Genomic DNA, 26015 nt, shown 5'->3' with positions numbered 1-26015 from the left:
TGCGGGTCAGCGGCTGGCCGGCGCGCGGCCGTAAAGCAGGAGCATGGCGACGATAACGACGCCGTAGATGATCTGCCGCCCCGCCTCCGGCATCTGCATGACCGAAAGAATGGATTGCAAAAGCGTGATCAGGATGACGCCGGCGACCGTGCCGAGATAGGAGCCGCGGCCGCCGAGGATCGAGGTGCCGCCGAGCACGACCGCTGCGATCGACGGCAGGAGATAGGCGTCGCCCATCGACTGCGCCGCCTTGGAGGCATAGCCGGCCAGAAGCACGCCGCCGAAGGCCGAGAGCCCGCCGGATACGGCGAAGGCGATCAGCACCACGCGCCGCGTATCGATGCCGGAGAGGTAGGCGGCGCGCTCGCGGTTGCCAATGCCGTAGACCGTGCGGCCAAAGCCGGTGCGGGTCAGCACGAAAACCATCGCGGCACCGATCAGCGCCCAGATGACGACCGCGTTGGGCACGCCCGGAATGGCAAAGCCGGTCGCCAGATAGCGCATCGCCTGGGTTGCCGAATCCTGCGGCGAGAAGCCGCCCGTATAGACCACCATCAACCCTTGCGCGACGGCATTGGTGGCGAGCGTGATGATCATGGAGGGAATGCGCAGATAAGCTACGCCGATGCCGTTGACGACGCCGATCAGCACACCGCAGAAGATGCCGAAGGGGATCGCCAACGCCACGCCAACCGGGCCGTAGGCGGCCGCCGCACAGGCCATCATCGCGCCCGCCGCCACCGACCACGGCACCGACAGGTCGATCTGGCCGAGCAGGATGACCAGCATCATGCCGGTGGCGATGACGCCGAGAAACGAGGCCACCTTGAGCTGCTGCAGCAGATATTCCGGCGACAGGAAGCTGCGCGAATAGAGGCTGCCGACAAACAGCAGCAGCACGATGCAGGCAAAGGCGGTCAGCACCGCGGGATCGGCGCGGCGAATGAATTTCGGCATGCGGCCAGCAATGCCACTTATCGTCGTTTCGCTCACAGGAACCACTCCAGCCGGTTGCGGACCCTGAACAGGGCAAAGGCGCCGAGGCTGACGGCGATCAGCAGGATGACGCCCTGGAACAGCGGCTGCCAGAGCGGATCGAAATCGAAGACGAAGAGCAGGTCGCCGATGGTGCGGAAGGCGAGCGCCCCGAAAATCGCGCCGATGGCGCTGCCCTTGCCGCCGAACAGCGAGACGCCGCCGAGCACCACGGCGGCGATCGAGAACAGCGTATAGGCATTGCCGCTGGCATAGGCGGCCTCGCCCGTATAGGTGAAGAAGGTCAGGAACAGCCCGCCGATCGCGGCCAGCAGGCCGGCCAGCGCATAGGCGGCGAATTTGCCGCGGCGGATCGGCACACCGGACATATAGGCCGCCATCTCCGACGATCCCGCCGCATAGGCCGCGCGGCCGAGCACCGACCGGCTGAACGGCACCCAGACGACGAGCACGACGGCCAGCAGCACCACCAGGCTCGCCGGCACCACGCCGAACAGCCGCCCGGTCATCGCGTCGGCGAGATCCTCGTTGACCGAGCCGCCCGGGAAGGGTCTCAAAAGCAGCGCGATGCCGAAATAAACCGCGCCGGTGGCGATGGTGGTGACGATCGGCTGCAGCCGTCCGTAGATGACGATGGCGCCGTTGATCGCCCCACACAGCAGCCCGGTGCCGAGCACCGCGACGACGCCCAACGCGGTCTCGATGCCGGTGCCGATGACCAGCCATGAGGCCAGGCAGTTGGTCAGCAGGAAGATCATGCCGATGGAAAGGTCGATGCCGGCGGTGATCACCACCAGCGTCTGCGCCATGGCGACGAAGGCAAGCAGCACGCCCTTGTTCGAAGCCGTCTGCACGACATTGGCGGTAAAGCCCGCCGGATGGTTCGAGGTGTAGATCGTAAACATCACGATGAAGATGCCGAACGCCAGCAGCGTTCCGCGTTGTTCGGCAAGCCAGTAGCGCCAATCTTTCACGCGTCGGCTCCTCGGGCTGGCGTCTTCGCCATGTCTCGGGCTGGCGTCTTCGCCATGCCTCGGGCTGGCGTCTTCGCCATGCCTCTGGCAGGCATCTCTTCGCCATGGATGTTGAGCGCGCTGGCGATCAGCGCCCGCTCGGTGATCTCGGCGCCGACCAGCTCGCGCTTGACCGCCCCGTCATAGAGCACCAGCACCCGGTCGCAGCAGCCGATCAGCTCGTCATAGTCGGTGGAGTAAAACAGGATCGCCGCACCTTGGTCGGCGAGCTTGCGCATCAGCTGATACAGTTCCTGCTTGGTGCCGACATCGATACCCCGCGTCGGATCGTTGAGCAGAATGATGCGCGGCTGCCGCATCAGCCATTTGGCGATCACCACCTTCTGCTGGTTGCCGCCGGACAGCGCGCCGACCGGAATGTCGAGGCCTGCCGTCTTGATCGCCAGCAGAGCTACCATGTCGTCGATCAGCCGCTGCTCGGCGGCACGGTCGATGATGCCGGCCCTGGACAGCCGGTCGAGCGCGGCGAAGGAGAGGTTTTCGCGCACCGTCATCGGCAGCATCAGGCCTTCCGTCTTGCGATCTTCCGGGATCAGCGCCATGCCGATCCGGTCACCGCGGGCCTTTGCCGGGCTGGCGATGACCGCCGGCTTGCCATCGATCAATATCTGGCCGCTGAGGCCGCGCAGCACACCAAAAAAGGCGAGCAGCAACTCGCGCTGGCCCTGGCCGTCGAGACCGCCGAGGCCGACGACTTCGCCTGCCCCGACCGTGAGCGAGATATTGTCCAGCCGATCGGTCCAGGACAGTTTTCGCGCCTCCAGCACCGGCGCGGCGGTGGCCGGGGCGCGCATCGGCTTCGGCGGGAAAATATGGCTGTATTCGCGGCCGATCATCAGCTCGACGACCTCATTGTCGCTCTTCGAGCCCGCAGCATAGCTGGCGACATTGCGACCGTTGCGAAACACCGTGCACTGGTCGGCAAGCTCGGCGATCTCGTTCATCCGATGCGAGATGTAGAGCAGCGCCAGCCCTTCCGAGCGCAGCCGCTTCAAGACGCCGAAGATCTTGGCGACGTCGGCCGCGGTCAGCGCCGAGGTCGCCTCGTCGAGGATCAGGATGCGCGGCTTGCGTGCCAGCGCCTTGGCGATCTCGACCATCTGCCTTCTTGAAAGCGGAAGATCCTTGACCAGCGCCAGCGGGTGGATGTCGGCAGCGCCGGCGCGAGCAAGGGCTTCTTCCGCGATGCGGCGCTGCGCCTTGCGGTCAATCATGCCGAAACGCGTGGGGGGATCGGAAATGACGATGTTGTCGGCGACGCTGAGTTCGGGGACGAGCGACAGTTCCTGGAAGATGCAGACGATGCCGGCCTGGTTGGCCGCGGCCGGCGACGCGAAGGTCACTTCGCTTCCGTCCAGCATCATGCGGCCTTCGTCAGGCGCGACAACGCCGGCCATTACCTTGATCAGCGTCGATTTGCCGGCGCCGTTTTCGCCGAGAATGGCGTGAATGCTGCCTGGTGTAACCGAAAGCTCGGCCTTTTCCAGCGCCCGCACACCGCCATAGCGCTTGGATATGCCCTCCATGCGGAAGAGCGGAACCGCACCGTCCATCGGCCCCTCCCAAGGCGCTTGTTCTTCGGGACCGGCGTCGCGGGTAACCCCGCGACACCGAGCAATCAGCCTACTGGTTTTCCTTGCTCTGGCCCATGATTTCCTGCGCGGTGAAGTTGATGCCGCAGGTCGGGAAAGAGTTGCCGACGAAGAAATTGTCGGACTGGTCGGGGAAATAGTCCTCGCCTTCCTTGAAGTTCGGATCCTCGACGATTGCCAGCGGCAGCTTCACCGCTTGAGGGACGACCTGGCCTTCGAGCGCGGCAATTGCCGTCTTGATGGCGACCGCCACCTGGGCGGGACCGGTTCCGGCCGACGAGCATTTCAGCCCTTCTGCGGCAAACTTGGCGCAGAATTTGCGGAAGCCATTTTCCGTTTCGCCGCCGAACGGCACGAACGGATGCTTGGCGTCGATCATCGCCTGGACGATGCCGGTGTCGCCGCCCTGCCCGGTGACGCCGTCGAAGGGACCATTAGTGGCGATCGCGTCGGCCGTAGCCTTTTGCGCCACGCCATCGTCCCATTTGCCGATGACTTCGGTGACCTCCCACTTCTTCCCGGAAGCATCGAAGACCTCGTGGATGCCATTGTGGCGGTCGGTGTCGACCGACGTGCCGGCAACGCCGCGCACCTCGAGGATCTTGCCACCATTGGGAATATGCTTGACCAGCCAGTTAGCCCACAACTCGCCAAGGCCTTTCTGGTCGACATTGACGTTGATGGCGTCCTTGGTGTCGAGAATATTGTCGAAAGCGACCAGCACGACGCCGGCTTCCTTGGCGCGCTTGATGACCGGCCCGAAAGCCGTCGGATTCTGCGCGTTGACGACGATCGCGTCATAACCGGAATCGATGAAGTTGTTGATCGCCGAAATCTGCGCCGGCACGTCTTCACCGGTCGAGACGACCTTGAATTCCTTCAGTTTCGCCGCGACCTCCGGCTGCGCCGCGTAGGCCTTTGCCGTCTGCACCATCTGGATGCGCCAAGTGTTGGCGATGTAGCCATTGGCGAGCGCGACGCGGTACGGGCCTTCCTTTTTGGGGAACTTGAAGAACTGCGTGTCGGCCGCCCACGGCGCGAAGCAGTCCGGCTCGGCGGACGGGCCTTTGACGATTTCGGCTTCGGCGAGCGCCGACGAGTTCAGCATAACGAATGCAGTGGCGGCAACGATGCCACCAACAAGTGACTTGAACATCGATATTCCTCCCAGTTGCAATTTTTGATTGTCTTACGCGTCTCGCGCGTCCGGCCCGGCACCTCCCGCCTTGCCCGTCGCGCTTTACCAGGTGGCCGAATGCCGACCCGATCTCCTCCCTTGCCGCTCGGCAATCATAGTAAAAACTATCATATTATACATAATAAACAACCGTTAGCTGTCGATTATATATAATAAACAAACTAGCTCCTTTGCCGTGAGTTTTTGCCAGAGATAGATGGTAGCGCTACCATGACATTGTGTAAAGCGCCATTTCAGTGCGTCTCAAGGCAGCTCAGCGGGCTGTGCTCTCGCGGCGCTTGAGTTCGAAGCCGAGATCGACGACCGGCTCTTGCGGCCGCTTGCCTGCAATCGCCGCGAGCGCCATAGCGACCGACAGCCGGCCGATCTCGTAGCGAGGCGTCCGGATGCTGGTGATGGATGGAAAAGCCACTTCCATCATGTCGAGGTCGTTGAAGCCTGTGATGCCGATCGTCTTCGGCACGGCGATCGAGGCGCGATGGCACTCGAACAGTACGCCGAGCGCAATGTCGTCGTTGTTGCAGAAAACCCCGTCGAGCGTCGGCACCTTGGCCAGCGCGTCACGAAACAATTCGCGCCCGAGCGTCACGCTGGACGGCACTGGCGTGGTGGTGATCAGCCGCGCGTCGAACAGGCCGGCCGCCTCCATCGCCGCGCGATAGCCGGCCAGCCGACGCTGCGAGCGCGGGTCCATGCGCGCGCCTATGAAGCCGATGCGGCGATAGCCCGTTTCGATCATGTGCTCAGTCGCCGCCTTGCCGCCGTCGAAATGCGAGAAGCCGACCATCATGTCGACCGGATCAGGCCCGGTCTCCATGACCTGCACCACCGGGCAGCCGGCCGTTTCGAGCAGTCTTCGCGAAATTGGCGTCTGGTCGATGCCCGCCACGATCAGCGCCGCCGGGCGCTGCGGGCCGAACACCTGCAGCAGCCGTTCCTCCTCGAGGCCGGAATAATGAGTGTTGCCGAGCTGGATGCGGTAGGAACTGTCGGACAGGCTGTCATAGATGCCGCGCAGCACTTCGGCAAAGACGCTGTTGGTGAGCGACGGCACCAGCACGCCAAAAACCTCGGCGCGCGCCGAAGCCAACGCTCGCGCATTCGGGTCGGGCAGATAGCCGAGCTCATCGACGGCCGCCTGGATCTGGCGGCGCAGATCCTCCGAAACACGCCCCGGCTCGCGCAAGGCGCGGGAAACCGTGATGGCGCCGACGCCGGCCTTACGCGCGACATCGGCGATCGTCGGACGGCCGCCGCCGCGGCGCGAGCGCGGTTTGGTCATAGCCTTGTCCCGAACGCGGCGCCTTCGCCGAAGCGCGGCCGCGAAATGCTGTTCAGCGTCTTTGCCACTGTCGCCATGCCAACCCGACTTGCCGCACCCGTCTGGCGTCGCGCAGCCTTACCCCATTGTCAAGCGAACCGGCCAGGACAGCTACCCGAACTCGGGTAGCGCCACAGTTTGAATTTCGGCTGTGAGCGGGCGTCTTGTGGTCCACCGTGCCTAGGCTTCTACGCCGTGCGTCGTCCGCTGCGCCACCTCATGGCATGGGGCAACGCGAACAAGTAGAGACCGCTGAGCATGAGCAAGCCGAGCGGGATCAGCGGCATGAGGTATACCCAGTAGGCGGGCTCGACACCTACGCCCAAGGTGATGAAGATGGCGGCGACGACCGCTGTAAAAATGATCGACAGCCAGCGGTGGAATTGCCGGATCCACGTGTTCCAGTTCATTTGGGACCTCCTCTGAAGACGAGCCGCACGACCCGCTTGGCGGCTTTTTTGCTACCTCGTTTCGTTGACAGACGTCTTGTTGCCGGCACGCCTATTCTATTCGCGCCAGAACCTGCTCCAGGTTCGCAAAGAACCGCTGCCACCCGTATTGGGCCCCCTGGTAGTACTGCTGCTGATCCGGCCGGAAGCCCAACTGCTCCATGCGCAGATGGGTCCCGGTCCTCGTCGGGGTGAGCGTCCATGTGACGACACTCCTGAGATCCTTGGTGTCCCAGCTATAGGACAGCGTCTTGTAGGGCTCGACTGCCTGGACCTGGCAGTCGACCGCCCCCCAGTCCGCGCTAAGATTGAAACGGTGACCCTCGTCTGGCTTGAAATCGTTCTTCATCAGCCACTCCTCGATCAGGTGCGATTGGGTGAGCGCGCGCCAGATCTTTTCCGGGGGAAAAGCGACCTCCCGTTCGACAACGACGGAGCGCGTTTCGGTCGCAGTATTGGTCATTGGTCCATCCTTTTGAGCAGATCTTCGAGGTCATTGAACCGGCTTTGCCAAAACCCGGTCATTTGGTTTGTCCAGTCGGTCAGCGGCGCCAAGGCGCCGAGCTCCGCGCTATAGTACGTGTTGCGGCCTTCGTGGCGGTCACGCACCAACCCGGCCTGCTTCAGCACCCCAAGATGCTTTGACACGGCCGGCTGCGAGACCCCGGCCCGAGCCGTCAGGGCCGCGACCGTCTGGTCGCCGTCGCGGCACAGCCGCTCGAAGATGGCCCGTCGCGTCGGATCGGCAAGCGTTCTGAAAAGGATTTCGTGGGGCTGCGGCATCGCAATCGATAACTCACTGGCTATTGATTAATCAATAACCATGGAGATATGTGTAGGTCAAGCAGAAACGTGGACCTGGCGATTGCGGACTATCGGCGCTTGATCGCCGAACTTCCGCTCGGGATCGTGAGCCGGATTCAAACTGAGACACGCCCGAACTCTCGGAACTCAGGATCGAACTAGCGATCAGCGTGAGTTCGGCTTGACAGGTGACGGCAGCTATGTTAGGAATTTATTCATAGTGCTGATTCGCGCCAGTAACCCGTCCTTGAGGCGGTTTTTGTGCCGTGATAATGCCGTCGACAGGCGCTTTAGTTGATCGGTAGCGACGAACGGGCCTAGGTGCTCCGATTCAGGCAATCGCCGCGGCGCTGCGCCGTGCCTTCCACAGCAGCATCACCATGGCTGCTACGTTCAGCAGGTTCCAGGCGATGCCGTTGAGGAACGCTGCGGCGTAGGAGCCGGTCAGATCGTAGATCCAGCCCGACATCCAGCCGCCGATTGCCATGCCGAAGATCGTTGCCATGATGACGATGCCGACGCGTTGGCCGGCCTCTTTGGCGGGCATGTATTCGCGCACGATGATGGCATAGCAAGGCACGATGCCGCCCTGCGACAGGCCGAAGACCAGCGAGACGACGTAAAGCGACGCGAGCCCGTCGAAGGGGATGTAAAACAACAGCGACAGGGCTTGCAGCACCGAGCCGATCAGCAGGGTTTTCACGCCGCCGATGCGATCGGCTAGGAAGCCGGACGCCAGCCGGCTGACGACGCCCGCCGCCATCATGATCGACAGCATGTCGGCGCCTCGCGCCACGCCGTAGCCGAGATCCATGCAATAGGCGACGATATGGACTTGCGGCATCGACATCGCCACGCAGCAGCCAAGGCCGGCGACGACGAGCAGCACCTGCAGCGCTGCCGGTGACAGCGAGATCGGCTGGACCGGCCGGCTGCCGGGTGAACCGGGAGCGGCGGCATGTGGTGCACCGCGCCTGAGCAGCAGGATCAGCGGCAGCATGGTGGCGAGGCAGACGACGCCGATCGCGGCATAGGTGAAGCGCCAGCCCTCGCTCTGCATGACGTAAGGCATCGCCAACGGCCAGATCACCCCGGCGATATAGCTGCCGGCGGCGGCAGCCGTCACCGCGACGCCGCGGCGGCGGTTGAACCAGTGCGAGATGTCGGCGATCAGCGGCCCGAAAATAGCCGACGTGCCGACGCCGATCAAAAGCCCCTGGACAAGGGTGAACTGAAGGATCGAAGTGGTCAGCGACGCCAGCAGGAACCCGGCGCCGAGCGTCACCGAGGCAATGAGCGCCGGGATCCAGTAGCCGATGCGGTCGATGGCGCGGCCGACCAGCACATTGCCGACGGCGAAGCCGATCATGGTCGCGGTATAGGGCGTCGAAGCGGCGGCGCGATCGACGCCGAATTCGGCCTGCACGGCGGGCAGCACCACGACCACCGCCCACATGCCGACACCGCCGATCGTCGCCAGCAGCATCGAGATGCCGAGCCGCATCCAGGCATAGGCGCTGTCGATGCCGCGGCTGCTTGCCTGGCTGGAGACGGTTGTGGTCAAGGCGTTTCCTGTCCGCTCTGCAAATCGACCGGTTCGACACCATTATCGGTGCATCGGCCGCGCCGTGCAGCGCCACGACAGGCAAATCCGTGGCTCCAGGGATTAAGCTGCGGTGGAACAGTGGCCGCCGTCCCGGAGTTTTCCATCAACTCACCAATGGAAGGAGTTTGTCATGACCGCGAAAAGGAAATGGTCGGCCGAGGTGACCGAGCACAGCGATGCGCTGGACCTCGAGGAGCGTATATTCGAATCCCACGATCCCAAGAAGATCGCGGCGTCGCTGAAGCGATCGGCCGAGCACAGCGACCGGCGCAAGGCCGAGCCGTTCCAGTCCGCCATGTCGATGCTGAATTTCTACATCAACCGTGCCGGCAAGAACCTGCCGGCCAAGCAGAAGAAAGTGCTGGAGGACGCCAAGGACGAACTGCGGGCAGCATTTGGGCGCCCGAGAGAGGATTAGAGATCGGCCTACCTCGACTTGATGACGCTGTCTGTATTGGCCAGGAGCTTGCGCACCGCGTTGCGTGCCGCATCCGGCCGCTGCAGGCGGATGTTCTTTTCGATCGCTTCGTGCAGCTTCTGCGCATGCTGCAAATCGTCGACTTCCCGCGTCGTATAGGCGAACAGATGATCGAACGCCGATTCGATCAAGACGCCGAGCGGCACCAGAAGGTCGTTGCCGGAGGCGCGCAGGATGGCCAGATGAAAACGCGTATCGGCACGTGTGCGCTCCTGCAGCGTCGTCGCTTCGCCCATCTCCCGGCAGGCCTGGCTGATCTCGGCCATCTGCTCGTCTGTGCGGCGCATCGCGGCAAAGGCGGTCGCTTCCGGCTCGATGATGTGGCGGAACTCCTGCACGGTCTTCAGGAACACCTCGCGGTCGGGCGATGTCGCGTACCAGGCCAGCACGTCGCGATCGAGCAGGTTCCAGCGCTCCTTCGGCTCAACCCAGCTGCCGATCTTGGGGCGTGAGGCCAGCAGGCTCTTGGCCATCAGCATCTTGATCGCTTCGCGTACCGCCGAGCGGCTGACGTCGAAGGTCTCCGACCATTTGGCTTCGTTGGGCAGGATAGTTCCCGGCGGATAGTCGCCGCGCACGATCCTGAGACCGATTTCGTTGGCCAGCGACGCATGCACGCTCGACCCAGGCATACGCGCCGCATCGGCCCGGCGCACGACAGCCGGGCGCTCGGCGGACGCCGCCTTGGCCGGTGTTTTTCCCTTATTCGGCTTCCCGTCCCGCATGCCTTCACAAAGTCCGGATTCCGAAGGCTGTCAAGCACGGGAAAGCCTCGGGCTGCAAAGCCTGCTTCTGTGCACAGATCAGCCCGGGTGCATCGACCCCGTCATGCCGTCTTGACGTATTTCCGCCAGCTGTGTTCCGGACGGAACCCGAGCACATCCCGCGCCTTGCGGTTCGAAAGCAGCGTCTCGTACTCGCCGAGCTCAACCTTAACCGGCACGTCGGGATAAAACCGCCTCAAGAGTTCGGCCGTCGGCAGATCGGACGAGGTGTCGTCATTGGCGGCGTTGAACACCTGATAGCCGAGCCCGTCCTTCTCGACGGCGCGCAGCGTGATCTGGCCGAGGTCGCGCGCATCGATATAGCTCCAGGCGATCCGTTTTCGGAAACCCGGATCGGCGAACCACTTCGGGAACAGCGAATATTCATGCGGCTCGATGACGTTACCGATGCGCAAAGCGTAGATGTCGGTGCCGCTGCGCAGCGCGAAGGCGCGCGCCGTCTTCTCGTTGACGATCTTGGACAGCGCGTAGCTGTCCATCGGATCGACATCGTACTCCTCGTCGAGCGGGAAATGCGTCGGGTCGCGCGGCTCGTTAGCGAAGACCAGCCCATAGGTCGTCTCGCTGGAAGCGATCACCACCTTACGGATGCCGAGCTTCACCGCAGCCTCAATGACATTGTAGGTGCCGAGCGCGTTGATACGGAACACCTCGTTATCGGGCGTGATCATGATGCGCGGGATGGCCGCGAAGTGCACCACGGCATCGACCGGCTGGGCGCGCAGCGACGGGTCGAATTCATGCAGGCCCATATAGCTCGACAGTGCATTGAACACCTGCCCGCTGTCGGTGATATCGGTGATCAGTGTGCGCACCTTGGGGTTGTCGAGCGGCTTGGTGTCGATGTTGAGCACCTGGCATCCCTGCTCGACCAGATACTGCACGACATGACGCCCGGCCTTGCCGCTGCCGCCGGTGAACATGATCCGCTTCGTCATTTTGCTCTCCACATTCCCCAAGATTCATGTGTATTGTCAGACAATATCGAACTCCGCAATCGCCTGCCACCGCCTGCGGCGAAAACCCGCTGCAACAATTCGCCTGCCAAAGTGCAGCGCCGTCATCGAGACCGCAACACAGGATTACACGCCATGAACACCACCGCCGCGAGCGAAAAGATCGGCTTCATCGGGCTTGGCTTGATGGGACACGGGATCGCGAAGAACATCGTCGACAGGGGCTATTCCCTGACGTTTCTTGGCCGCAAGAACCGCGCTCCGGCGCAAGACCTGCTCGGCCGGGGTGCGGAGGAAGCCGCGACCTCGCGCGACGTGGCACTGGCATCTGATATCGTCTTCATCTGCGTCACCGGCTCGCGCGAGGTCGAAGCCATCATCCGCGGGCCCGGCGGCCTCAAGGAAGGCCTGAAGAAGGGTTCGGTGGTTGTCGATTGCTCGACCTCGGATCCGACCTCGACGTTAACGCTTGGCGCCGAGCTCAAGGCGCTCGGCGTCGACTATGTCGATGCCCCGCTTAGCCGCACGCCGAAGGAGGCGTGGGAAGGCACGCTCGACGCCATGGTCGGCGCATCCGACGCGGTCTTTGCCCGGCTGAAGCCGGTGCTCGACACCTGGGCCGGACGCATCGTCCACATCGGCGACACCGGCGACGGCCACCGCATGAAGCTGCTCAACAATTTCATCTCGCTGGGCTACGCGGCGATCTATTCGGAGGCGCTGGCGCTGGCGCAGAAGGTCGGCATCTCGCCGCCGCGCTTCGACAGCGTCATCCGCAACGGCCGCATGGATTGCGGCTTCTACCAGACCTTCATGCGCTGGACGCTGGAAGGCGACCGCGATGCGCATAAATTCACCATCGCCAACGCCTTCAAGGACCTCACCTATCTCGAATCGATGGCGGGTGCTGCCGGCATCGCCAACCCGCTCGGCAATGCCACCAAGAACGCCTTCGCCGGCGCATTCGCCGCCGGGCCCGCCGATCAATATGTGCCGATGCTGGCGACGCATATCGGCAAGGTCAACGGCGTCGACCTGACGCCGACGAAGGAGGGGGAGAAACAGACGATCTGAGGCGATAAGCGGCAGGCGCTGTCGGCGAAGCTGCCGATCTCTCCCCAAGTGGGGGAGATGTCCGGCAGGACAGAGCGACTGTCTTGGAAGTCAAGCTGTTTGCCATGGTTTTTGGTCCCTGACGATTGCATTGAGGATAGTAAGAAGCTTGCGCATTGTGGCGAACTCTTGCCGCGCCATTTTCCGGACTGCCTTCGTCCATGGTGCGAGGCCGGCGAGCGAGGCGATCTGGCGGCGGTCGAGGCTGCCCAATTCCGGCATTTCGGCGATCAGGCTGCGGGCAACGACAGGACCGACGCCCGGTACGGAGGAAAGCAGCTTTTCGTTGACCCGCCAGACTGGGGACTTGCGGATATGATCGTCAATGTCGCCATCGAGGCTTGCCAATTCACGCCTGAGCGCGACGAGCAGCCGCTGGATGCTCTTTTGCGCCTGTTTTGCCATGCTGGTCCTTCCGCGACCGCCTGGTCAAGGCCGGCAAGCCGAAGATCGTCGCCGTCGTCGAGCTTCATCGGCGGTGGCAGGAGCCACGTACGCGCCGCCCTCTTCATGGCCGCTCTCGTCGCCATCAGGCACAACCCCGTGCTCAAGGCCGCGCCAGATCGTGCGGATGATCGTGGCCGAGGAAAACCGTGCCAGCAACATCTCCCCCGCAAGGGGGGAGATTGGATGTCACTTCGGCTTTCGCCAATCGCCAACGTAAGGCAGGGGCAGGCAGCGCCAGCCTTGATGCATGAAATCACCGCCGCGACCGCCCGATAACCTCGTCAGTGTTGGCGAGCAGTCTGTGCACCGCGGTACGGGCGGCAGCCGGCCGCTGGAGCCGAATGTTCCTCTCGATGGCCTCATGCAGCGCCTGCGCTCGAGGCTGATCGCTGGTCTCGCGGGTGACGAAGACGAACAGATGGTCGAGCGCGGATTCGATCAGCACGCCGAGCGGAACCAGGAGGTCGTTGCCCGAGGCTCGCAGGATGGCGAGATGGAAACGCGTATCGGCGCGGGTGCGCTCGGGCAGCGTCGCCGCCTCCCCCATTTCCCGACAGGCCTGGCTGATCTCGGCCATCTGCTCGTCGCTACGCCGGATCGCGGCAAAGGCGCTGGCTTCCGGCTCGATGATGTGGCGGAATTCCTGAACGGTGCGCAGGAACATCTCGCGATCGGGCGCCGTCGCATACCAGGCAAGCACGTCGCGATCGAGCAGGTTCCAGCGCTCTTTTGGTTCGACCCAGCTGCCGATCTTGGGGCGTGAGGCCAGCAGGCTCTTGGCCATCAGCATTTTTATCGCTTCGCGCACCGCCGAGCGGCTGACGTCGAAAGTCTCGGACCATTTGGCCTCGTTGGGAAGGATGGTTCCCGGCGGATAGTCGCCGCGCACGATCCTGAGGCCGATCTCGTTGGCCAGCGACGCATGCACGCTCGATCCGGGGATCAGGGCCGCGTCGGTCCGGCGGGCGCCGGCCGGGCGGGCGACCGGCGGCTTGACCTTGGCCCGTGCCTTGACCTTGGCCCGTGCCTTGACCGTGGCCCCTGCCTTGACCGTAGTAAGTCGCTTTTTCGATCTTGCGTCCGACATCCATGTTCCCCGGCACAGGCTGAACTCAAGGCGCGGCAAAGCAGGAGCGGTTCGCCCCAGCAATCTCACCTCGCAGGTTTTCGTGAACCGGTGTGACGGGGCGCCCGGCGAGCGGACGCCCCGAAAATGCGAACCTACTTCTGGATGCAGGTGTCGGCCGTATCCTTGGTGCACTCGTCGAGACCGGTGAAGACCGGATCGGCGACGGGCTTGCCTTCGATCAGGTCGATCATCACCGAGGGCGCCTTGTAGCCCATCTCGAACGGCCGCTGGCCGACCAGCGCGGTCACCAGACCCTCCTTGGCGATCGCCACTTCCTCACCGATCGTATCGGCAGCGCCGATAACGAACTCGTTCTTGGCGATCTTGTCGGCCATCGGCTTGAACAGGTCGCGATACGGCTGCGGCGCGCCGAACAGCGGCCAGCCGCCCATGATTCCGAAAGCGTCGAGATCGGGATTGGCGGCGAGGATATCGGTCATCGCCTGCACGCCCTTGGCGCCGTCGTCATTGGTGAACACCGGGCAGCCGGCGACCTCGGTCCAGCCGCCCTCGCCGGCGAGCGCCGGCAGATCCTTCTGGCCTGTAAGCGCGTCGCGCATGCCCTGAGCGCGGCGCAGGATGTTGTCGGCCGCCGGATTGCCTTGGATGGTGCAGATCTTGCCACCCTCCGGCTTGGCCTTCTTGATATACTCGCCGATCTTGTAGCCCATCAGGTAGTTGTCGGTGCCAAGATAGGTCTTGCGCAGCGCCGCATCTTCCTTGCTGAGGTCGGCGTCGAGGGTCATGATCGGGATCGACGGATTGGCGCTTTTGATCGTCTGCGCGATCAGCGGCGCGTTGGACGGCGAAATGGCCATCGCCACCGTGTCCGGCTTGCTCAGCATGTCCTGAACGATCTGGGCTTCGCCGGCCTCGTCCGAGGTCGACGCCGGACCGGTGTAGAAGCATTCATATTCCGAGTTGGCGTTTTCCGAGTTCCATTTCTGGCAACCCTGGTTGATGGCCTCGAAGAACGGATTGTCGAGCCCCTTCACCACAATGACGAGCTGTTTCTTGGCCATAGCCGGCCCGGCGCCCAACGCCAGCATGGCGACGGCAGCGAGCAATAGTGATTTCCTCATTTCAGTCCTCCCTTGAAACAGACGGACACGGCGTGCCCGCCACACAGACCAGCCCGGAAGCGCGATGACAGAGGTTCGTTTCGCGAGCGCTCGTGTCGCCAAGCCGGGCCGATAAGTATTTCCAGATGCGATCGCAGACCAGCGCGATATGGACGCTGCCAGATCCTCAACCGATAAACCTCCGCCGATTCCGCCCAGCGCACCGGGACAGGAGATCGGCATAATCTCCTCCGACGCCTAGCTAATATCGGCTTGCGACCGACGTCAATTGCTATTTGTCCTACAAAACGGATTTTTCGAAAGAAGCCGCTGTTGACGGCAAGGGGGCATGTGCGTAAATGGGCGAAAGCGCTGTTCCCGGGAGGGGCTGGGAAGAGCGAGGGCCGCGGCAGAACCGCAGGCCGGAGCACGGGGAGGAAGCAGTCTGGTGTCGGTTCTCGAACTCGCCAACATCTCGAAACATTTCGGCGCCATCCAGGCGGTCAACGACGTTTCGCTGTCGATCGAGGCCGGACAGGTGGTCGGCCTGATGGGCGACAACGGCGCCGGCAAGTCGACGCTGGTCAAGATGATCGCCGGCAATTTCCGCCCGAGCCACGGCACGATGCAGATGGATGGCAAAGAGCTGATCCTGCACAAGCCGGTGGAGGCACGCCAGCACGGCATCGAGATCGTCCATCAGGATCTGGCGCTGTGCAACAATCTGACGGCCGCCGCCAATGTCTATCTCGGCCGCGAGCTGCGCCGCGGCGTCGGGCCGTTTCGCATCCTCGACTACGCCGCCATGTACAAGCGCGCCGGCCAGATTTTTGCCGTGCTGAAATCCGAAACCCGCCCGCGCGACTTGGTCAAGCAGATGTCGGGTGGCCAGCGGCAAGCGGTGGCGATTGCCCGCACCATGCTTTCGCAAGCCAAGATCGTGCTGATGGACGAGCCGACGGCGGCGATCTCGGTCCGGCAGGTCGCCGAGGTGCTGAATCTGATCCGTCATTTGCGCGACCAGGGCATTGCGGTCGTGCTGATCAGTCACCGCATGCCTGATGTCTTTGACGTTGCAGACCGCGTCATCGTCATGCGGCGCGGCCGCAAGGTTGCCGACAAGACGATCGCGTCGAGTTCGCCCGAGGAAGTCACAGGGCTTATCACCGGCGCCATCGAACAGGTTTGATGTCAGCGGTTCACCACGCAAGCAGATAAAGGTCGACGATGGCAGTAACTCTTGACCAGACGATCGCGCAGAAACAGCACACTTTGCTGACCAGGGTGTTTGCCAGCCAGACTTTCTGGGTGGTGATCGCGGTCATCCTCGCCTGCCTGTTCCTGTCCGTCGCCACGGATTCCTTCGCCACGACGAAGAACCTCTACAACATCACCCGCAACGTCACCTTCGTCGCCATCGTCGCGCTCGGCATGACTTTCGTCATCATCACCGGCGGCATCGACCTTTCGGTCGGTTCGGTGCTTTGCCTGTGTTCGATGGTGCTGGCGGTGACCATGCATGCCGGCTACGGCATCGAGATCGGCATTGCCGCCGCGATCGCGACAGCGCTGATCATCGGCGCCTTCAACGGCATCTTGATCGCCTATCTCGGTTTTCCGCCGTTCGTGGTGACGCTCGGCATGCTGTCGATCGCGCGCAGCCTTGCCATGGTCGCCTCCAACAACACCGTCGTCTTCCAGTTCGGGCCGGATCACGACAAGCTTCTGGCGCTGGGCGGCGGCGCCTTTGTGTTCGGCATCGCCAATCCGGTGCTCTACACGATCGTGCTGGCGCTGATCACCGGCTTCGTCCTGCGCTGGACGAAATTCGGCCGGCACATCTTCGCCATCGGCGGCAACGAGCATGCGGCGACGCTGACCGGCGTTCCGGTGCGCCAGATCAAGGTCGCGGTCTACATGATCTCGGCGCTGGCGGCGGGCATTGCCGGCATTATCCAGACCGGCTGGTTGGGCGCCGTCACCACCAACCTCGGCAACGGCATGGAGCTTCAGGTCATCGCCGCGACCGTCATCGGTGGCGCCAACCTGGCCGGCGGCATGGGCACGGCCTTTGGCGCCGTCGTCGGCGCGGCGCTGATTGAAGTGATCCGCAACAGCCTCGGCCTGCTCGGCATCAACGCCTTCTGGCAAGGCGTGTTCATCGGCAGCGCCATTCTGCTGGCCGTTCTGTTCGACAGGCTCCGCAATTTCAGGCGCAACGAATAGGCCGCTGGTCACGAGCGCTATTCGTTTCCCTTGCTATCGCTCAGTCTGAAAATCGGCCGCTACGGCCCATGACGGGCCCCAGGCGTGCGCATGTGCCTTGACGCAGGCCCGGACTGAGCCGCACTATCCCCATTGCAGGCGAAGGGAGGCCAGTCGCCTGCGGGAGGATATACCCATGACGGAAGCGATCAGGCTCTACTGGGGCCGGTTCGGACATGTTTCTGTCCTGAACGTCGCCAGCGACTTCGTCACCCATGCCCATGTCGAGGCGCATATCATCATCTGGCTGGAAGGCACGGCCGGCGAGATGACCATCGGCCGCGAGACGGTGCGCCTTGGACCCGGCACCGCCGCCGGCATCAATTCCTTCCAGCCGCACAGCCACGCCTTGTCCCGCGACGGTCAGCCCGGCCTGTTCCTCGCCTTCTACATCGATCCGGACTGGGCGCGCCGGCGTCGCGACCTGCCGTCGTCCGCGCCGCTATTTTCAGCACCGGCGATCACGCTGGAGCCGTGGCTGCACAAGGCGGCAGCCAACCTTCTCGACCATCTCAGCGACAATGAGAGCATCGACGACATCGCCAATTACGAGATCGAGCGCTTCATCGACAGCGTGCTCGACGCCGCCGACGCCTCGGCGCCGCAAGTGGCACGCGCCCGCGTCCACACCATGCAGGATTTCCGTGTTCGCAAGGCGATCCAGCTGATGAAGGCCAATGTTTGCGAGCGCATCTGCTTCGACGATGTGGCGCGCAGCGTCGGCCTGTCGCGGCCGCATTTCTTCGCGCTGTTCAAGGAACAGACCAATCTGACGCCCAACGTCTACTGGAACACGTTGCGCATGGAGGAAGCAGTGCGGCAGTTGCAGTGGTCGCAGGAGCCGCTGATCTCGGTCGCCTGCAATCTCGGCTTCACCACGCAGGGCAATTTCTCACGCTTCTTCCGCGACCATGTCGGCGTTCCGCCGACACTCTATCGCGAGGCGGCGCGGGCGATTTCCTGAACCATTTTCAGACTGCCCGTTTTTCAGACTATTTGATAGGCGTTCAAGACGCATTGATAAGCGCCGCCGGGCTCGCCGCCCTACCCTCGCGACACAGATATTTGCAAGGGAACGATCATATGGCGAAAGTCACCATCTCCAGCGTCATCGACGCGCCGGTCGAAAAGGTCTGGGCGCGCATACGCGACTTCAACGGTCTGCCGAGCTGGCATCCGCGAATGGTCGAAAGCCATATCGAGGAAGGAAAGGACGCCGGCATGATCGGCTGCGTGCGCAACTTTCAGCTCGCCAGCGGCGCCCGCATCCGCGAAAAGCTGCTTGACTTCTCCGACGACAATTTCCTCGTCAGCTACTCCATCCTGGAGACGCCGCAGCCGCTCACCAATCACAAGGCGACGCTGAAATTGCGGAGGGTGACCGATGGCGACCGCACCTATGCCGAATGGACCGCCAGCTTCGACGCTGCTCCCGAGGAAGCCGACAAATTGGCCGAAGGCATGGGCGGCAACGTCTTCCAGGGCGGTTTCAACGCTTTGAAAAGTCATTTCGCCGGCCAAAGTTGAGCAAAAGGAGCCTTCCATGGCGCTCGCCCTGCAGACTTTCTCGACGGTCAAGGACGCGAATGCGGCGCTGAAAGCCGCCGGCACCCGCTATCTCGGAGGCGGCACGCTGGTCGTGCGCGCCGCCAATGAAGGCGATGTCTCGGTCTCCAGCCTCGTCAGGTCGACCGACCCTGCGCTGTCGGCGATCACCGTTTCCGGCGGCAAGGTCCGCATCGGCGCTTCGGTGACCATGGCGGCGATCGCCCGCCATCCGGACCTCGCGCCGCTTGCCCACGCGGCGCGCGCCGTCGGCGGCCCGGCGATCCGCAACATGGCGACCATCGGCGGCAATCTCTTCGCCCCGGCGCCCTATGGCGATTTCACAGTGGCGCTGCTGGCACTGGATGCAACTGTCAGCACCGATGGCGGCGAGTTGCCGATCGAAACCTTCCTGGCAAAACGCGAAAGCAATCACGCCATCGTCACCGCGGTCGGCTTCAGCTTGCCAGTGGACGGCGGCTTTCGCTTCCTGAAAGTGTCGAGGGTCAAGCCGAAGGGCGTCTCGGTGCTGAGCATCGCCATCGTGCTGAAGCAGGAGCGTGACGGGACCGTTTCTTCAGCGCGGATCGCGCTTGGCTGCATGGCCGACCGTCCGATGCGTGCGACGGCGGCGGAGAAGGCGCTGCTCGGCAGGAAGCTCACCAGCGACGGCATCGCCCCGGCGCTGGCTGTCGCGAGCGACGGCACCTCGCCCATCACCGATCCGATCGCCAGTGCCTGGTATCGCAATGAAGTCCTGCCGGTCCATCTGGGCCGGCTGCTGCTCGGCTGAAATATCCAGGGGGAGCGCGCTTGCCCACGAGCAGGCGCGCAAGGAGGAAACATGACAAAGGTCCCGGTTCAGTTCATGCTCAACGGCGCGGAAAAGGCCGAATTTATCGACAGCGGCACGACGCTGCTTCATGCGCTGCGCGACAAGGTCGGCGACACCTCGCCAAAGGGCGGCTGCCACCAAGGCACATGCGGCGCCTGCTCGGTCATCATCGATGGCGAGCTCCGGCTTTCCTGCCTGACGCTGGCCGAGACCTGCAACGGCGCGGCCATCACCACGACATCAGGGCTTTCGGAAGGCGGTGTGCTGCATCCGGTACAGCGCGCCTTCCTCCACGCTTTCGCCACCCAATGCGGCTTTTGCACGCCGGGCATGATCATGGCCGCCAAGGTGCTGCTCGACCACACGCCGAACCCCAGCCGTGACGAGGTGGTCGAGGCGCTGTCGGGCAATATCTGCCGCTGCACCGGCTACGAGCCGATCATCCAGGCGGTGCTGACCGCCGCACGGTCCAATTCGCAGAACGCGGCTTGAGGGGAGCAAAGATGGAACTCCGCAAGAATTATTTCGCCGATCAGCGCAAGGACGACCTGCACGAAATCGGCCAGCCGCGGCCGCGCTCCGATTCACCCGGTCATGTCACCGGCAAGACCGCCTATTTCGCCGACCGCAATTTTCCCGGCATGCTGCACCTGAAGATGGTGCGCAGCCCGCATCATCACGCCCGCATCCGCAGCATCGACATATCAGAGGCCGAGAAGCATCCGGGCGTCGTCAAGCTGCTGACCGCCAAGGACGTACCGCACAATGTCTACACCATCCTGATCCTGATCCAGATCGGGCCGGAGGACGAAACGGTGCTGGCCGACGGCAAGGTGCGCTGGAAGGGTGAGGCGGTGGTGGCGGTGCTGGCCGAGACCGAGCGTGCCGCGCAGGAAGCGGCGGCCAAGGTCAAGGTCGATTATGAGGTGCTGCCGGCTGTCTTCGACATGGAGGAAGCGCTGAAGCCCGGCGCGCCGATAGTGAACGAATATCACGGCCGGAACTATTACCTCTATGACAGCGGCGAATGCCGCAAGGTGCGCTTCGGCGATGTCGAGACCGGCTTCGCCGGGGCCGATCACGTGCTCGAACAGACCTACCAATCCTCGCCGATCGAACACGCACCGACCGAGACGACCGGCTGTATCGTTGCGCCGGAGGGCAATGACCGCTTCACCTGCTACACCAACACGCAGGCGATGTTCTTCACCCTCGACAACGCCTCGATCATCCTGCAGATGCCGGGCAACAAGCTGCATTTCGTGGGCGGCACCGTCGGCGGCGGTTTTGGCGGCAAGGTCGACGTCATCGTCGAGCCGATTGCCATCCTCGGCGCCAAGCTGACCGGGCGTCCGGTCTCCTTCATTTACAGTCGCGAGGAGGAGATGCAGATCTCCTCGCCGCGCGCCGCGGAAAAGGTCGTCATCAAGGACGGCGTCATGAAGGACGGCCGTATCGTCGCCCGCAAAGTCACCGGGTACACCGATGCCGGCGCCTATTCGCGCCATTCGCCCTATGGCGCGCAGAAGGGCGCCGGCCACTATCCCGGTCCCTACACGATCCCGAACGTCTGGATCGACACCTACTGTGTCTACACCAACCGCACGCCCTCCTCCGCCATGCGCGGCTTCGGCGTCACCATCGGCGATTTCGCGCTGGAGGTGCAGATGGACAAGCTCGCCCGGCTGATCGGCATGGACCCGCTCGAATTCCGCTTCATCAACGCCTATCGCGACGGCGACATGAAGGCGCATCGCCAGCCGACCGAGGGCGCTGCGCTGATCGAATGCATGCAGGAAGCCTCGCGCGCCGCCAACTGGCCGGTGGCGGAGAAGTTCATGGCGATGTCGTCCTACGCGAAGGGAGCTTGAGATGGCGATCAGGCGCGGACGCGGCGTCGCCGCAATCAACTATCCGACCGGCATGAACCTCGGCGGCGACCCGACCCAGGCGTTGGTGCATTCGACACCGACCGGCAATTTCATGGTGACGCTGTCGAGCGTCGACCTCGGCCAGGGCATGAAGCAGATCATGGCGCAGATCTGCGCCGAGACGATGGGCGTGCCGACCGACCGCGTCGTCGTCGACACCGCCGACACCGATACCGGCCCGCACTGCATGGGCACCTTCGCCTCGCGCGGCACCCACCGCGCCGGCAACGCCGTCATCCAGGCGGCCAGGGAAGCCCGCCAGGTGATGTTGGAAGTGGCGGCCGAGGAGCTGGAAGTAAATGCGTCGGACCTCGAGACCGACGGCCAGGGCAACATTCTGGTCAAGGGCGCGCCGCAGAAATCAATCTCGATCTTCGATGTCGCGCTGTCGGCGCATTTCAAGCGCGGCCGCTCGATTTCCGGCCGCGGCATGTTTTTGATCCCGCGCTCATATCCGGAGAAGGAAACCGGCGCGATGAAGCCGTCGACCTGCTACGCACATGCCTGCACTGTGGCCGAGGTCGAGGTCGACGACGAAACCGGCGAGGTCACCGTGCTGACGATCAAGAACGTCTTCGAGATCGGCCGCGCGCTGAACCCGAAAATGGTCGAACAGCAGCTCGTCGGCGGCTCGTGGATGGGCATCAGCCACGCGCTCTACGAGACGACCGAACCCTACTACCCCAACCGCGACCATGGCGGCACCGACTTCAACCAGTATCTGATGCCGGGTCCTGGCGATCTCGCGCAAACCGAGATTATCGTGCTGGAACGGCCCTCGGCCGACGGCCCGTACGGCGCCAAGGGGCCGGGCGAAATGTGCGCCAACCCGCAAATCCCTGCGGTCGCCAATGCCGTGTTCGACGCGGTCGGTGTACGCATCGACACGCTGCCGATCACGCCGGAACGCATCCTGCGGGCGCTGAAGGCGCAAGCATCGAACTGAGTGCTGGAAATGCCCAAGAGAAGCGCCGAGACTGTCGCGATCTCGCCGGAGGCAGTGGCGTCGCGCCTCGCCGCCTCGCGGTATCTGGCCGATGAGAGCCTGGCCACAGCCATCTTCCTGGCGATAAGGCTGGGCAAGCCGCTGCTGCTCGAAGGCGCGCCGGGCGTTGGCAAGACGGAGGCCGCGAAGGCGATAGCCGAAGTGCTTGGGCGCGATCTGGTGCGGTTGCAATGCTACGAGGGAATCGACGCAGCACACGCGCTCTACGAATGGAACTACCAGCGCCAGCTGCTCGCCATCCGCCATGCCGGCGAGCATGAGGTCGACATCTACGACGACCGTTTCCTGATCGCGCGGCCGCTGCTGCAGGTGCTGAAGGCCCCGGAAAAGCGCGTGCTGCTGGTCGACGAGATCGACCGTTCCGATCATGAGTTCGAAGCGCTGCTGCTGGAGTTTCTTTCCGATTTCCAGATCAGCATTCCTGAGAGAGGCACCATCCGCGCGACGGCGCAGCCGATCGTCATCCTGACCTCGAACCGCACCCGCGAACTGGCGGAAGCGCTGCGGCGGCGCTGCGTCTACCACTGGATCACCTATCCCAACGCCGAGCGCGAGGCCGCCATCATCATGCTGCGCGCCGGCGACGTCGCCGAGGCAACCGCACGCGCCGTGGCTTCTGCAGTGCGCGACATCCGCGCCCGCCCGTTGGCGAAGCCACCGGGCATTGCCGAAGCGGTCGAATGGGCCAACGCCGCGACGATCCTCGAAAAGGGCGGTAGCCCTTGGCCGGAAGCGTTCCGCCGCGCCATCGGCGTGCTGATCAAGGACGAGGAAGACCTGTCCTACATCGCGCCCGAGCTCGGCCGGATCGTTGAGGAGGCGCTGGCGTGAGCGCCGCGGCCCTGCCCCGCGCGGCGGCACCCTTGCTCGGCTTTGGCCGGCTGCTGCGCCGCTATCGCTTTCTAGTCGCGCCCGAGCAGGTGTCCGGCTTCATGCAGGCGGTAACACTGCTCGGGCCCCGCTCGATGGCCGATATCCACGAATCTGCCCTCGCCACGCTGGCGCCGCCGCCCGACCGCCGCGACGAGTTCGAGGCGCATTTCCAGAGCCATTTCTACGGCAACACCGTGGCCGTGGTCGAAGGCGAGGCCGACGAGGAAACCCGCATCAAGAATGACGGCGGCACCAGCGATGAAGAGAGCGAGGTGGCGCGCCAGGAGGAAGGCGGCGAGCTGTCGTCCGGCGCCGAACAGTTGAGCGCTCGCGACTTCCAGCGCGACGGCGACGGGCTTGCCGCTTTCCGCCGCAAACTCGCTACCGCCTTGCCCACCCGCCGCTCCTTCCGCACCGTGCGCACGCACGCGCGCGGCAAGCTCGATCTGCGCCGTTCGCTCCGCGAAATCGTCAGCGCCGACGGCGATATACCGTCGCCGCTGCTGCGCCGAAGGCAGACCGTGCCGCGCAAGCTTTTGTTGCTGATCGACGTGTCGGGCTCGATGAAGCTGCACACATCAGACTATCTCAAACTGGCGCATGCGGCGGTGCAAGGCGCGGACCGGGCTGAAATCTTCACGTTCGGCACGCGGCTGACCCGCATCACCACGGCGCTGCGCATTCGCGACCGAGACCAGGCGCTGGCCCGGGTGGCAGCACTGGTCGACGACTGGGACGGCGGCACCCGCATGGGACCGACGCTGCTCGCCTTCCTGTCGGTGCCGCGCTTTTCCGCATTCGCACGCGGGGCGGCGGTCGTCATCCTGTCCGACGCGCTGGAGCGCGGCGACCATGTCGAGCTGGAAATGGCGATGCGCCGGCTGAGTGCCCGCGCCTTCCGTCTCTCGCTGGCGACGCCGCTGGCGGGCGATCCGCGCTTCCAGCCGGCCACGGCAGCACTTCGCGCCATCCTGCCGGTGCTCGACGATCTGATCGATGGCTCGTCCATATCGGGCCTAACCGATTTCATTCTGTCGCTCGCCCGCCCCGCTCCGGCGGCCGCGGCAATCTGGAAAAGGGTTTCATGATGCAAAAGGCGATAGACGCACACTTCCACATCTGGCGCCGAGAGGATCAGCCCTGGCTGCGCGGCCCGATCGTGCCGCGCATCTTCGGTCCGTACGAACCGATCCGCCGCGACTATCCGATCGAAGAGTTTCTGGCTGACCAGCAAGGCTCTGGCGTCGAAAAGGCGGTCTACGTCCAGACCAACTGGGCTAAGGAGGATTTCGAGACCGAAGTCGCCTTTCTGCAGAAGACGGCTAACGAAACTGGCTGGCCGCACGCCATCGTTGGCTATGCCGACATGACGGTCGACGATGTGCGCCATCAGATCGACCGGCTAGTAAAATACAAGCTGCTGCGCGGCGTGCGCATGCAATTGCACTGGCACGAAACGCCGGCCTTCCGCTTCGCCGCCTCCCCCGATCAGGTCATCGACCCGAAGGTCCGGGCCAATGTGGCGCGGCTGAAGGACTATGGCCTCTCCTTCGACCTGCAGCTTTTCCCGGCACAGATGAAGGACGGGCTGACGCTTGTCGGCGAGAACCCCGAGACCAAATTCATCCTCACCCATGCCGGCATGCTGACCGAGATGTCGGAGGAAACCACGGAGGCCTGGAAAGCCGGTCTGCGCACGCTTTCAGCAGCGCCCAACCTCTATGCCAAGCTCTCCGGCCTCGGCACCTTCGTCCACCGCAACGACCCGGCGCTGATCGCCTACATCGTCGACAACGCCATCGACATCCTCGGCAGCGACCATTTGATGTTCGGCTCGAACTTCCCGATCGAGAAACTCTGGACCAGCCATGCCGAGCTGATCAAGGCGCACCGTGAGGCAGTGGCCAAGCACGGCGCGGCGGCAGAGGCGGACATCTTTTGGAACACGGCTGAACGAGTCTACAGGCCGGTGTAAGGTGAGCACTAAAGAAATTTGCCGACGCCAATGAACAACCATCTCGATCCGCGTCTAAGGGCCGGATTGCTGACGAGCAGTTTTGCAGCCGCTGGGCTAAAGGAATAGTAGAGCTGCGTAATGCCTCTTCCGAACGGATTGGAAAGCAACCTGCCATCTCTAAATCGCAAAAACTTCTGCAGCGTCTCACCCCGATATTCCTCATTTAGAGCGGTTGCTATGAAGCAAAACTTGGCAGTCATTACATCTTTCATTTGGTTCTCTTGGTTAAATATAGTATTTTGCAGGTTTTCCAAGCTTGAATGTATACCACACGATGGGGGGAACTATATGCGGGGGATTCTTGTCGCGCTATTCTTGGCTTTAGCTTCACAAACGACCGCCGCTGATCCTCCCCCAAATTCCTCATTCACGGCAGAAGACGAGACCCATAAGTCACCAAAAGAACAACCCGCTCAAAGTTCGGCCGCCGAACAGACCGCCATAGGCTCGAATTCGCCTCCTCCAACTAGAGCGTTCTGTCATTTGATTGAATCGTAGGGATTCCCGAATCACGACAATTTTGATTCAACCTGCTGGCTGGGAAGGAGGCCAGCCAGGATGGCGTCATCATATT

General features: G+C 63.4%; 27 protein-coding genes and 1 pseudogene. 13 read left to right on the top strand and 15 right to left on the bottom strand.

The features are described 5' to 3' along the window. Nucleotides 1-6: 6 nt before the first annotated feature. The 9 genes from AC0L25_RS07100 to AC0L25_RS07060 all read right to left on the bottom strand — a co-directional run bounded on the left by AC0L25_RS07100 (nucleotide 7) and on the right by AC0L25_RS07060 (nucleotide 8898). The gene (locus AC0L25_RS07100; protein WP_473594829.1) at nucleotides 7-993 is read right to left on the bottom strand and encodes an ABC transporter permease; all 987 of its coding nucleotides are present in this window, start codon (nucleotides 991-993) and stop codon (nucleotides 7-9) included. Next, nucleotides 990-1970 (bottom strand): ABC transporter permease, encoded by a 981-nt coding sequence (locus AC0L25_RS07095; protein ID WP_473594828.1) that lies wholly within the window; start codon nucleotides 1968-1970, stop codon nucleotides 990-992. Before AC0L25_RS07095 ends, AC0L25_RS07100 begins: the two co-directional genes overlap by 4 nt. Then, entirely contained in the window at nucleotides 1967-3583 is a 1617-nt protein-coding gene (locus tag AC0L25_RS07090) for a sugar ABC transporter ATP-binding protein (RefSeq protein ID WP_473594827.1), read from the bottom strand. Before AC0L25_RS07090 ends, AC0L25_RS07095 begins: the two co-directional genes overlap by 4 nt. A 70-nt stretch (nucleotides 3584-3653) precedes the next feature. Further along, complete coding sequence (locus tag AC0L25_RS07085) at nucleotides 3654-4778, bottom strand: sugar ABC transporter substrate-binding protein (RefSeq protein ID WP_473594826.1); 1125 nt, start codon at nucleotides 4776-4778, stop codon at nucleotides 3654-3656. 295 nt (nucleotides 4779-5073) lie between these two features. Beyond that, the gene (gene gntR / locus AC0L25_RS07080; RefSeq protein WP_473594825.1) at nucleotides 5074-6102 is read right to left on the bottom strand and encodes an HTH-type transcriptional regulator GntR; all 1029 of its coding nucleotides are present in this window, start codon (nucleotides 6100-6102) and stop codon (nucleotides 5074-5076) included. 227 nt (nucleotides 6103-6329) lie between these two features. Further along, the gene (locus AC0L25_RS07075; protein ID WP_473594824.1) at nucleotides 6330-6551 is read right to left on the bottom strand and encodes a hypothetical protein; all 222 of its coding nucleotides are present in this window, start codon (nucleotides 6549-6551) and stop codon (nucleotides 6330-6332) included. 91 nt (nucleotides 6552-6642) lie between these two features. Continuing rightward, nucleotides 6643-7053 (bottom strand): SRPBCC family protein, encoded by a 411-nt coding sequence (locus AC0L25_RS07070; protein ID WP_473594823.1) that lies wholly within the window; start codon nucleotides 7051-7053, stop codon nucleotides 6643-6645. Then, on the bottom strand, nucleotides 7050-7373 hold the full coding sequence (locus AC0L25_RS07065; RefSeq protein ID WP_473594822.1) for an ArsR/SmtB family transcription factor: 324 nt from the start codon (nucleotides 7371-7373) through the stop codon (nucleotides 7050-7052). The genes AC0L25_RS07070 and AC0L25_RS07065 overlap by 4 nt, the downstream gene beginning before the upstream one ends. A 352-nt stretch (nucleotides 7374-7725) precedes the next feature. Further along, entirely contained in the window at nucleotides 7726-8898 is a 1173-nt protein-coding gene (locus AC0L25_RS07060; protein WP_473594925.1) for an MFS transporter, read from the bottom strand. A gap of 232 nt (nucleotides 8899-9130) precedes the next feature. Here AC0L25_RS07060 and AC0L25_RS07055 point away from each other — a divergent pair, with 232 nt between their 5' ends. Continuing rightward, nucleotides 9131-9418, top strand: a complete 288-nt coding sequence (locus tag AC0L25_RS07055; protein ID WP_473594821.1) for a DUF3175 domain-containing protein — start codon at nucleotides 9131-9133, stop codon at nucleotides 9416-9418. Between the two features lie 8 nt (nucleotides 9419-9426). Here AC0L25_RS07055 and AC0L25_RS07050 read toward each other — a convergent pair whose 3' ends face one another. Together AC0L25_RS07050 and AC0L25_RS07045 are read right to left on the bottom strand one after the other, a co-directional pair. Further along, entirely contained in the window at nucleotides 9427-10203 is a 777-nt protein-coding gene (locus AC0L25_RS07050; protein WP_473594820.1) for a FadR/GntR family transcriptional regulator, read from the bottom strand. 101 nt (nucleotides 10204-10304) lie between these two features. Beyond that, on the bottom strand, nucleotides 10305-11201 hold the full coding sequence (locus AC0L25_RS07045) for an NAD-dependent epimerase/dehydratase family protein (protein WP_473594819.1): 897 nt from the start codon (nucleotides 11199-11201) through the stop codon (nucleotides 10305-10307). Between the two features lie 153 nt (nucleotides 11202-11354). Here AC0L25_RS07045 and AC0L25_RS07040 point away from each other — a divergent pair, with 153 nt between their 5' ends. Further along, nucleotides 11355-12293, top strand: a complete 939-nt coding sequence (locus AC0L25_RS07040; protein WP_473594818.1) for an NAD(P)-dependent oxidoreductase — start codon at nucleotides 11355-11357, stop codon at nucleotides 12291-12293. 90 nt (nucleotides 12294-12383) lie between these two features. On the opposite strand, the pseudogene AC0L25_RS07035 reads toward AC0L25_RS07040, so the two are convergent. From AC0L25_RS07035 to AC0L25_RS07025, 3 genes and pseudogenes are all read right to left on the bottom strand, one after another. Beyond that, a pseudogene (locus AC0L25_RS07035) lies at nucleotides 12384-12752 on the bottom strand (transposase); the annotation flags it as partial. A 280-nt stretch (nucleotides 12753-13032) separates the two neighbouring features. Further along, the gene (locus AC0L25_RS07030) at nucleotides 13033-13866 is read right to left on the bottom strand and encodes a FadR/GntR family transcriptional regulator (RefSeq protein WP_473594817.1); all 834 of its coding nucleotides are present in this window, start codon (nucleotides 13864-13866) and stop codon (nucleotides 13033-13035) included. Nucleotides 13867-14000: 134 nt separating this feature from the next. Further along, nucleotides 14001-14990 (bottom strand): sugar-binding protein, encoded by a 990-nt coding sequence (locus tag AC0L25_RS07025; RefSeq protein ID WP_254021669.1) that lies wholly within the window; start codon nucleotides 14988-14990, stop codon nucleotides 14001-14003. A 427-nt stretch (nucleotides 14991-15417) separates the two neighbouring features. Here AC0L25_RS07025 and AC0L25_RS07020 point away from each other — a divergent pair, with 427 nt between their 5' ends. The 11 genes from AC0L25_RS07020 to AC0L25_RS06970 all read left to right on the top strand — a co-directional run bounded on the left by AC0L25_RS07020 (nucleotide 15418) and on the right by AC0L25_RS06970 (nucleotide 25399). After that, nucleotides 15418-16158, top strand: coding sequence for an ATP-binding cassette domain-containing protein (locus tag AC0L25_RS07020; RefSeq protein ID WP_029351636.1), 741 nt, complete (start codon nucleotides 15418-15420; stop codon nucleotides 16156-16158). Between the two features lie 38 nt (nucleotides 16159-16196). Then, nucleotides 16197-17195, top strand: coding sequence for an ABC transporter permease (locus AC0L25_RS07015; RefSeq protein ID WP_473594816.1), 999 nt, complete (start codon nucleotides 16197-16199; stop codon nucleotides 17193-17195). Between the two features lie 175 nt (nucleotides 17196-17370). Next, nucleotides 17371-18198: an AraC family transcriptional regulator gene (locus tag AC0L25_RS07010; RefSeq protein WP_473594815.1), complete on the top strand. Its 828-nt coding sequence runs from the start codon at nucleotides 17371-17373 to the stop codon at nucleotides 18196-18198. Between the two features lie 119 nt (nucleotides 18199-18317). After that, a complete protein-coding gene (locus tag AC0L25_RS07005) occupies nucleotides 18318-18761 on the top strand; it encodes an SRPBCC family protein (RefSeq protein ID WP_473594814.1) in 444 nt (147 codons plus the stop codon). Between the two features lie 16 nt (nucleotides 18762-18777). Then, complete coding sequence (locus AC0L25_RS07000; RefSeq protein ID WP_473594813.1) at nucleotides 18778-19572, top strand: FAD binding domain-containing protein; 795 nt, start codon at nucleotides 18778-18780, stop codon at nucleotides 19570-19572. Between the two features lie 51 nt (nucleotides 19573-19623). Then, entirely contained in the window at nucleotides 19624-20106 is a 483-nt protein-coding gene (locus tag AC0L25_RS06995) for a (2Fe-2S)-binding protein (protein ID WP_473594812.1), read from the top strand. An 11-nt stretch (nucleotides 20107-20117) separates the two neighbouring features. After that, nucleotides 20118-21485 (top strand): xanthine dehydrogenase family protein molybdopterin-binding subunit, encoded by a 1368-nt coding sequence (locus AC0L25_RS06990; protein WP_473594811.1) that lies wholly within the window; start codon nucleotides 20118-20120, stop codon nucleotides 21483-21485. Nucleotide 21486: 1 nt separating this feature from the next. Next, nucleotides 21487-22491, top strand: a complete 1005-nt coding sequence (locus tag AC0L25_RS06985) for a xanthine dehydrogenase family protein molybdopterin-binding subunit (RefSeq protein ID WP_473594810.1) — start codon at nucleotides 21487-21489, stop codon at nucleotides 22489-22491. Nucleotides 22492-22500: 9 nt separating this feature from the next. Further along, nucleotides 22501-23382, top strand: a complete 882-nt coding sequence (locus AC0L25_RS06980) for an AAA family ATPase (RefSeq protein WP_473594809.1) — start codon at nucleotides 22501-22503, stop codon at nucleotides 23380-23382. Nucleotides 23383-23435: 53 nt separating this feature from the next. Then, nucleotides 23436-24512: a vWA domain-containing protein gene (locus AC0L25_RS06975; protein ID WP_473594924.1), complete on the top strand. Its 1077-nt coding sequence runs from the start codon at nucleotides 23436-23438 to the stop codon at nucleotides 24510-24512. Beyond that, entirely contained in the window at nucleotides 24512-25399 is an 888-nt protein-coding gene (locus AC0L25_RS06970; RefSeq protein WP_473594923.1) for an amidohydrolase family protein, read from the top strand. The genes AC0L25_RS06975 and AC0L25_RS06970 overlap by 1 nt, the downstream gene beginning before the upstream one ends. Nucleotides 25400-25407: 8 nt before the next feature. On the opposite strand, the gene AC0L25_RS06965 is transcribed toward AC0L25_RS06970, so the two are convergent. Further along, complete coding sequence (locus AC0L25_RS06965) at nucleotides 25408-25641, bottom strand: CFI-box-CTERM domain-containing protein (RefSeq protein ID WP_473594922.1); 234 nt, start codon at nucleotides 25639-25641, stop codon at nucleotides 25408-25410. Between the last annotated feature and the right edge of the window lie 374 nt (nucleotides 25642-26015).

This window comes from Mesorhizobium sp. WSM4813 (assembly GCF_055811555.1).
Note: the sequence above shows the minus strand (reverse complement) of the source record. Positions and strands in the feature narration are given on the sequence as shown.

Bases quoted from the DNA above. Each gene is read 5' to 3' on its own strand.
- AC0L25_RS07090 (WP_473594827.1), bottom strand. From the start codon at position 3,583: ATGGACGGTGCGGTTCCGCTCTTCCGCATGGAGGGCATATCCAAGCGC.
- AC0L25_RS07085 (WP_473594826.1), bottom strand. From the start codon at position 4,778: ATGTTCAAGTCACTTGTTGGTGGCATCGTTGCCGCCACTGCATTCGTT.
- gntR (WP_473594825.1), bottom strand. From the start codon at position 6,102: ATGACCAAACCGCGCTCGCGCCGCGGCGGCGGCCGTCCGACGATCGCC.
- AC0L25_RS07075 (WP_473594824.1), bottom strand. From the start codon at position 6,551: ATGAACTGGAACACGTGGATCCGGCAATTCCACCGCTGGCTGTCGATC.
- AC0L25_RS07070 (WP_473594823.1), bottom strand. From the start codon at position 7,053: ATGACCAATACTGCGACCGAAACGCGCTCCGTCGTTGTCGAACGGGAG.
- AC0L25_RS07065 (WP_473594822.1), bottom strand. From the start codon at position 7,373: ATGCCGCAGCCCCACGAAATCCTTTTCAGAACGCTTGCCGATCCGACG.
- AC0L25_RS07060 (WP_473594925.1), bottom strand. From the start codon at position 8,898: ATGCGGCTCGGCATCTCGATGCTGCTGGCGACGATCGGCGGTGTCGGC.
- AC0L25_RS07055 (WP_473594821.1), top strand. From the start codon at position 9,131: ATGACCGCGAAAAGGAAATGGTCGGCCGAGGTGACCGAGCACAGCGAT.
- AC0L25_RS07050 (WP_473594820.1), bottom strand. From the start codon at position 10,203: ATGCGGGACGGGAAGCCGAATAAGGGAAAAACACCGGCCAAGGCGGCG.
- AC0L25_RS07045 (WP_473594819.1), bottom strand. From the start codon at position 11,201: ATGACGAAGCGGATCATGTTCACCGGCGGCAGCGGCAAGGCCGGGCGT.
- AC0L25_RS07040 (WP_473594818.1), top strand. From the start codon at position 11,355: ATGAACACCACCGCCGCGAGCGAAAAGATCGGCTTCATCGGGCTTGGC.
- AC0L25_RS07030 (WP_473594817.1), bottom strand. From the start codon at position 13,866: ATGTCGGACGCAAGATCGAAAAAGCGACTTACTACGGTCAAGGCAGGG.
- AC0L25_RS07025 (WP_254021669.1), bottom strand. From the start codon at position 14,990: ATGAGGAAATCACTATTGCTCGCTGCCGTCGCCATGCTGGCGTTGGGC.
- AC0L25_RS07015 (WP_473594816.1), top strand. From the start codon at position 16,197: ATGGCAGTAACTCTTGACCAGACGATCGCGCAGAAACAGCACACTTTG.
- AC0L25_RS07010 (WP_473594815.1), top strand. From the start codon at position 17,371: ATGACGGAAGCGATCAGGCTCTACTGGGGCCGGTTCGGACATGTTTCT.
- AC0L25_RS07005 (WP_473594814.1), top strand. From the start codon at position 18,318: ATGGCGAAAGTCACCATCTCCAGCGTCATCGACGCGCCGGTCGAAAAG.
- AC0L25_RS07000 (WP_473594813.1), top strand. From the start codon at position 18,778: ATGGCGCTCGCCCTGCAGACTTTCTCGACGGTCAAGGACGCGAATGCG.
- AC0L25_RS06995 (WP_473594812.1), top strand. From the start codon at position 19,624: ATGACAAAGGTCCCGGTTCAGTTCATGCTCAACGGCGCGGAAAAGGCC.
- AC0L25_RS06990 (WP_473594811.1), top strand. From the start codon at position 20,118: ATGGAACTCCGCAAGAATTATTTCGCCGATCAGCGCAAGGACGACCTG.
- AC0L25_RS06985 (WP_473594810.1), top strand. From the start codon at position 21,487: ATGGCGATCAGGCGCGGACGCGGCGTCGCCGCAATCAACTATCCGACC.
- AC0L25_RS06980 (WP_473594809.1), top strand. From the start codon at position 22,501: ATGCCCAAGAGAAGCGCCGAGACTGTCGCGATCTCGCCGGAGGCAGTG.
- AC0L25_RS06970 (WP_473594923.1), top strand. From the start codon at position 24,512: ATGCAAAAGGCGATAGACGCACACTTCCACATCTGGCGCCGAGAGGAT.
- AC0L25_RS06965 (WP_473594922.1), bottom strand. From the start codon at position 25,641: ATGACTGCCAAGTTTTGCTTCATAGCAACCGCTCTAAATGAGGAATAT.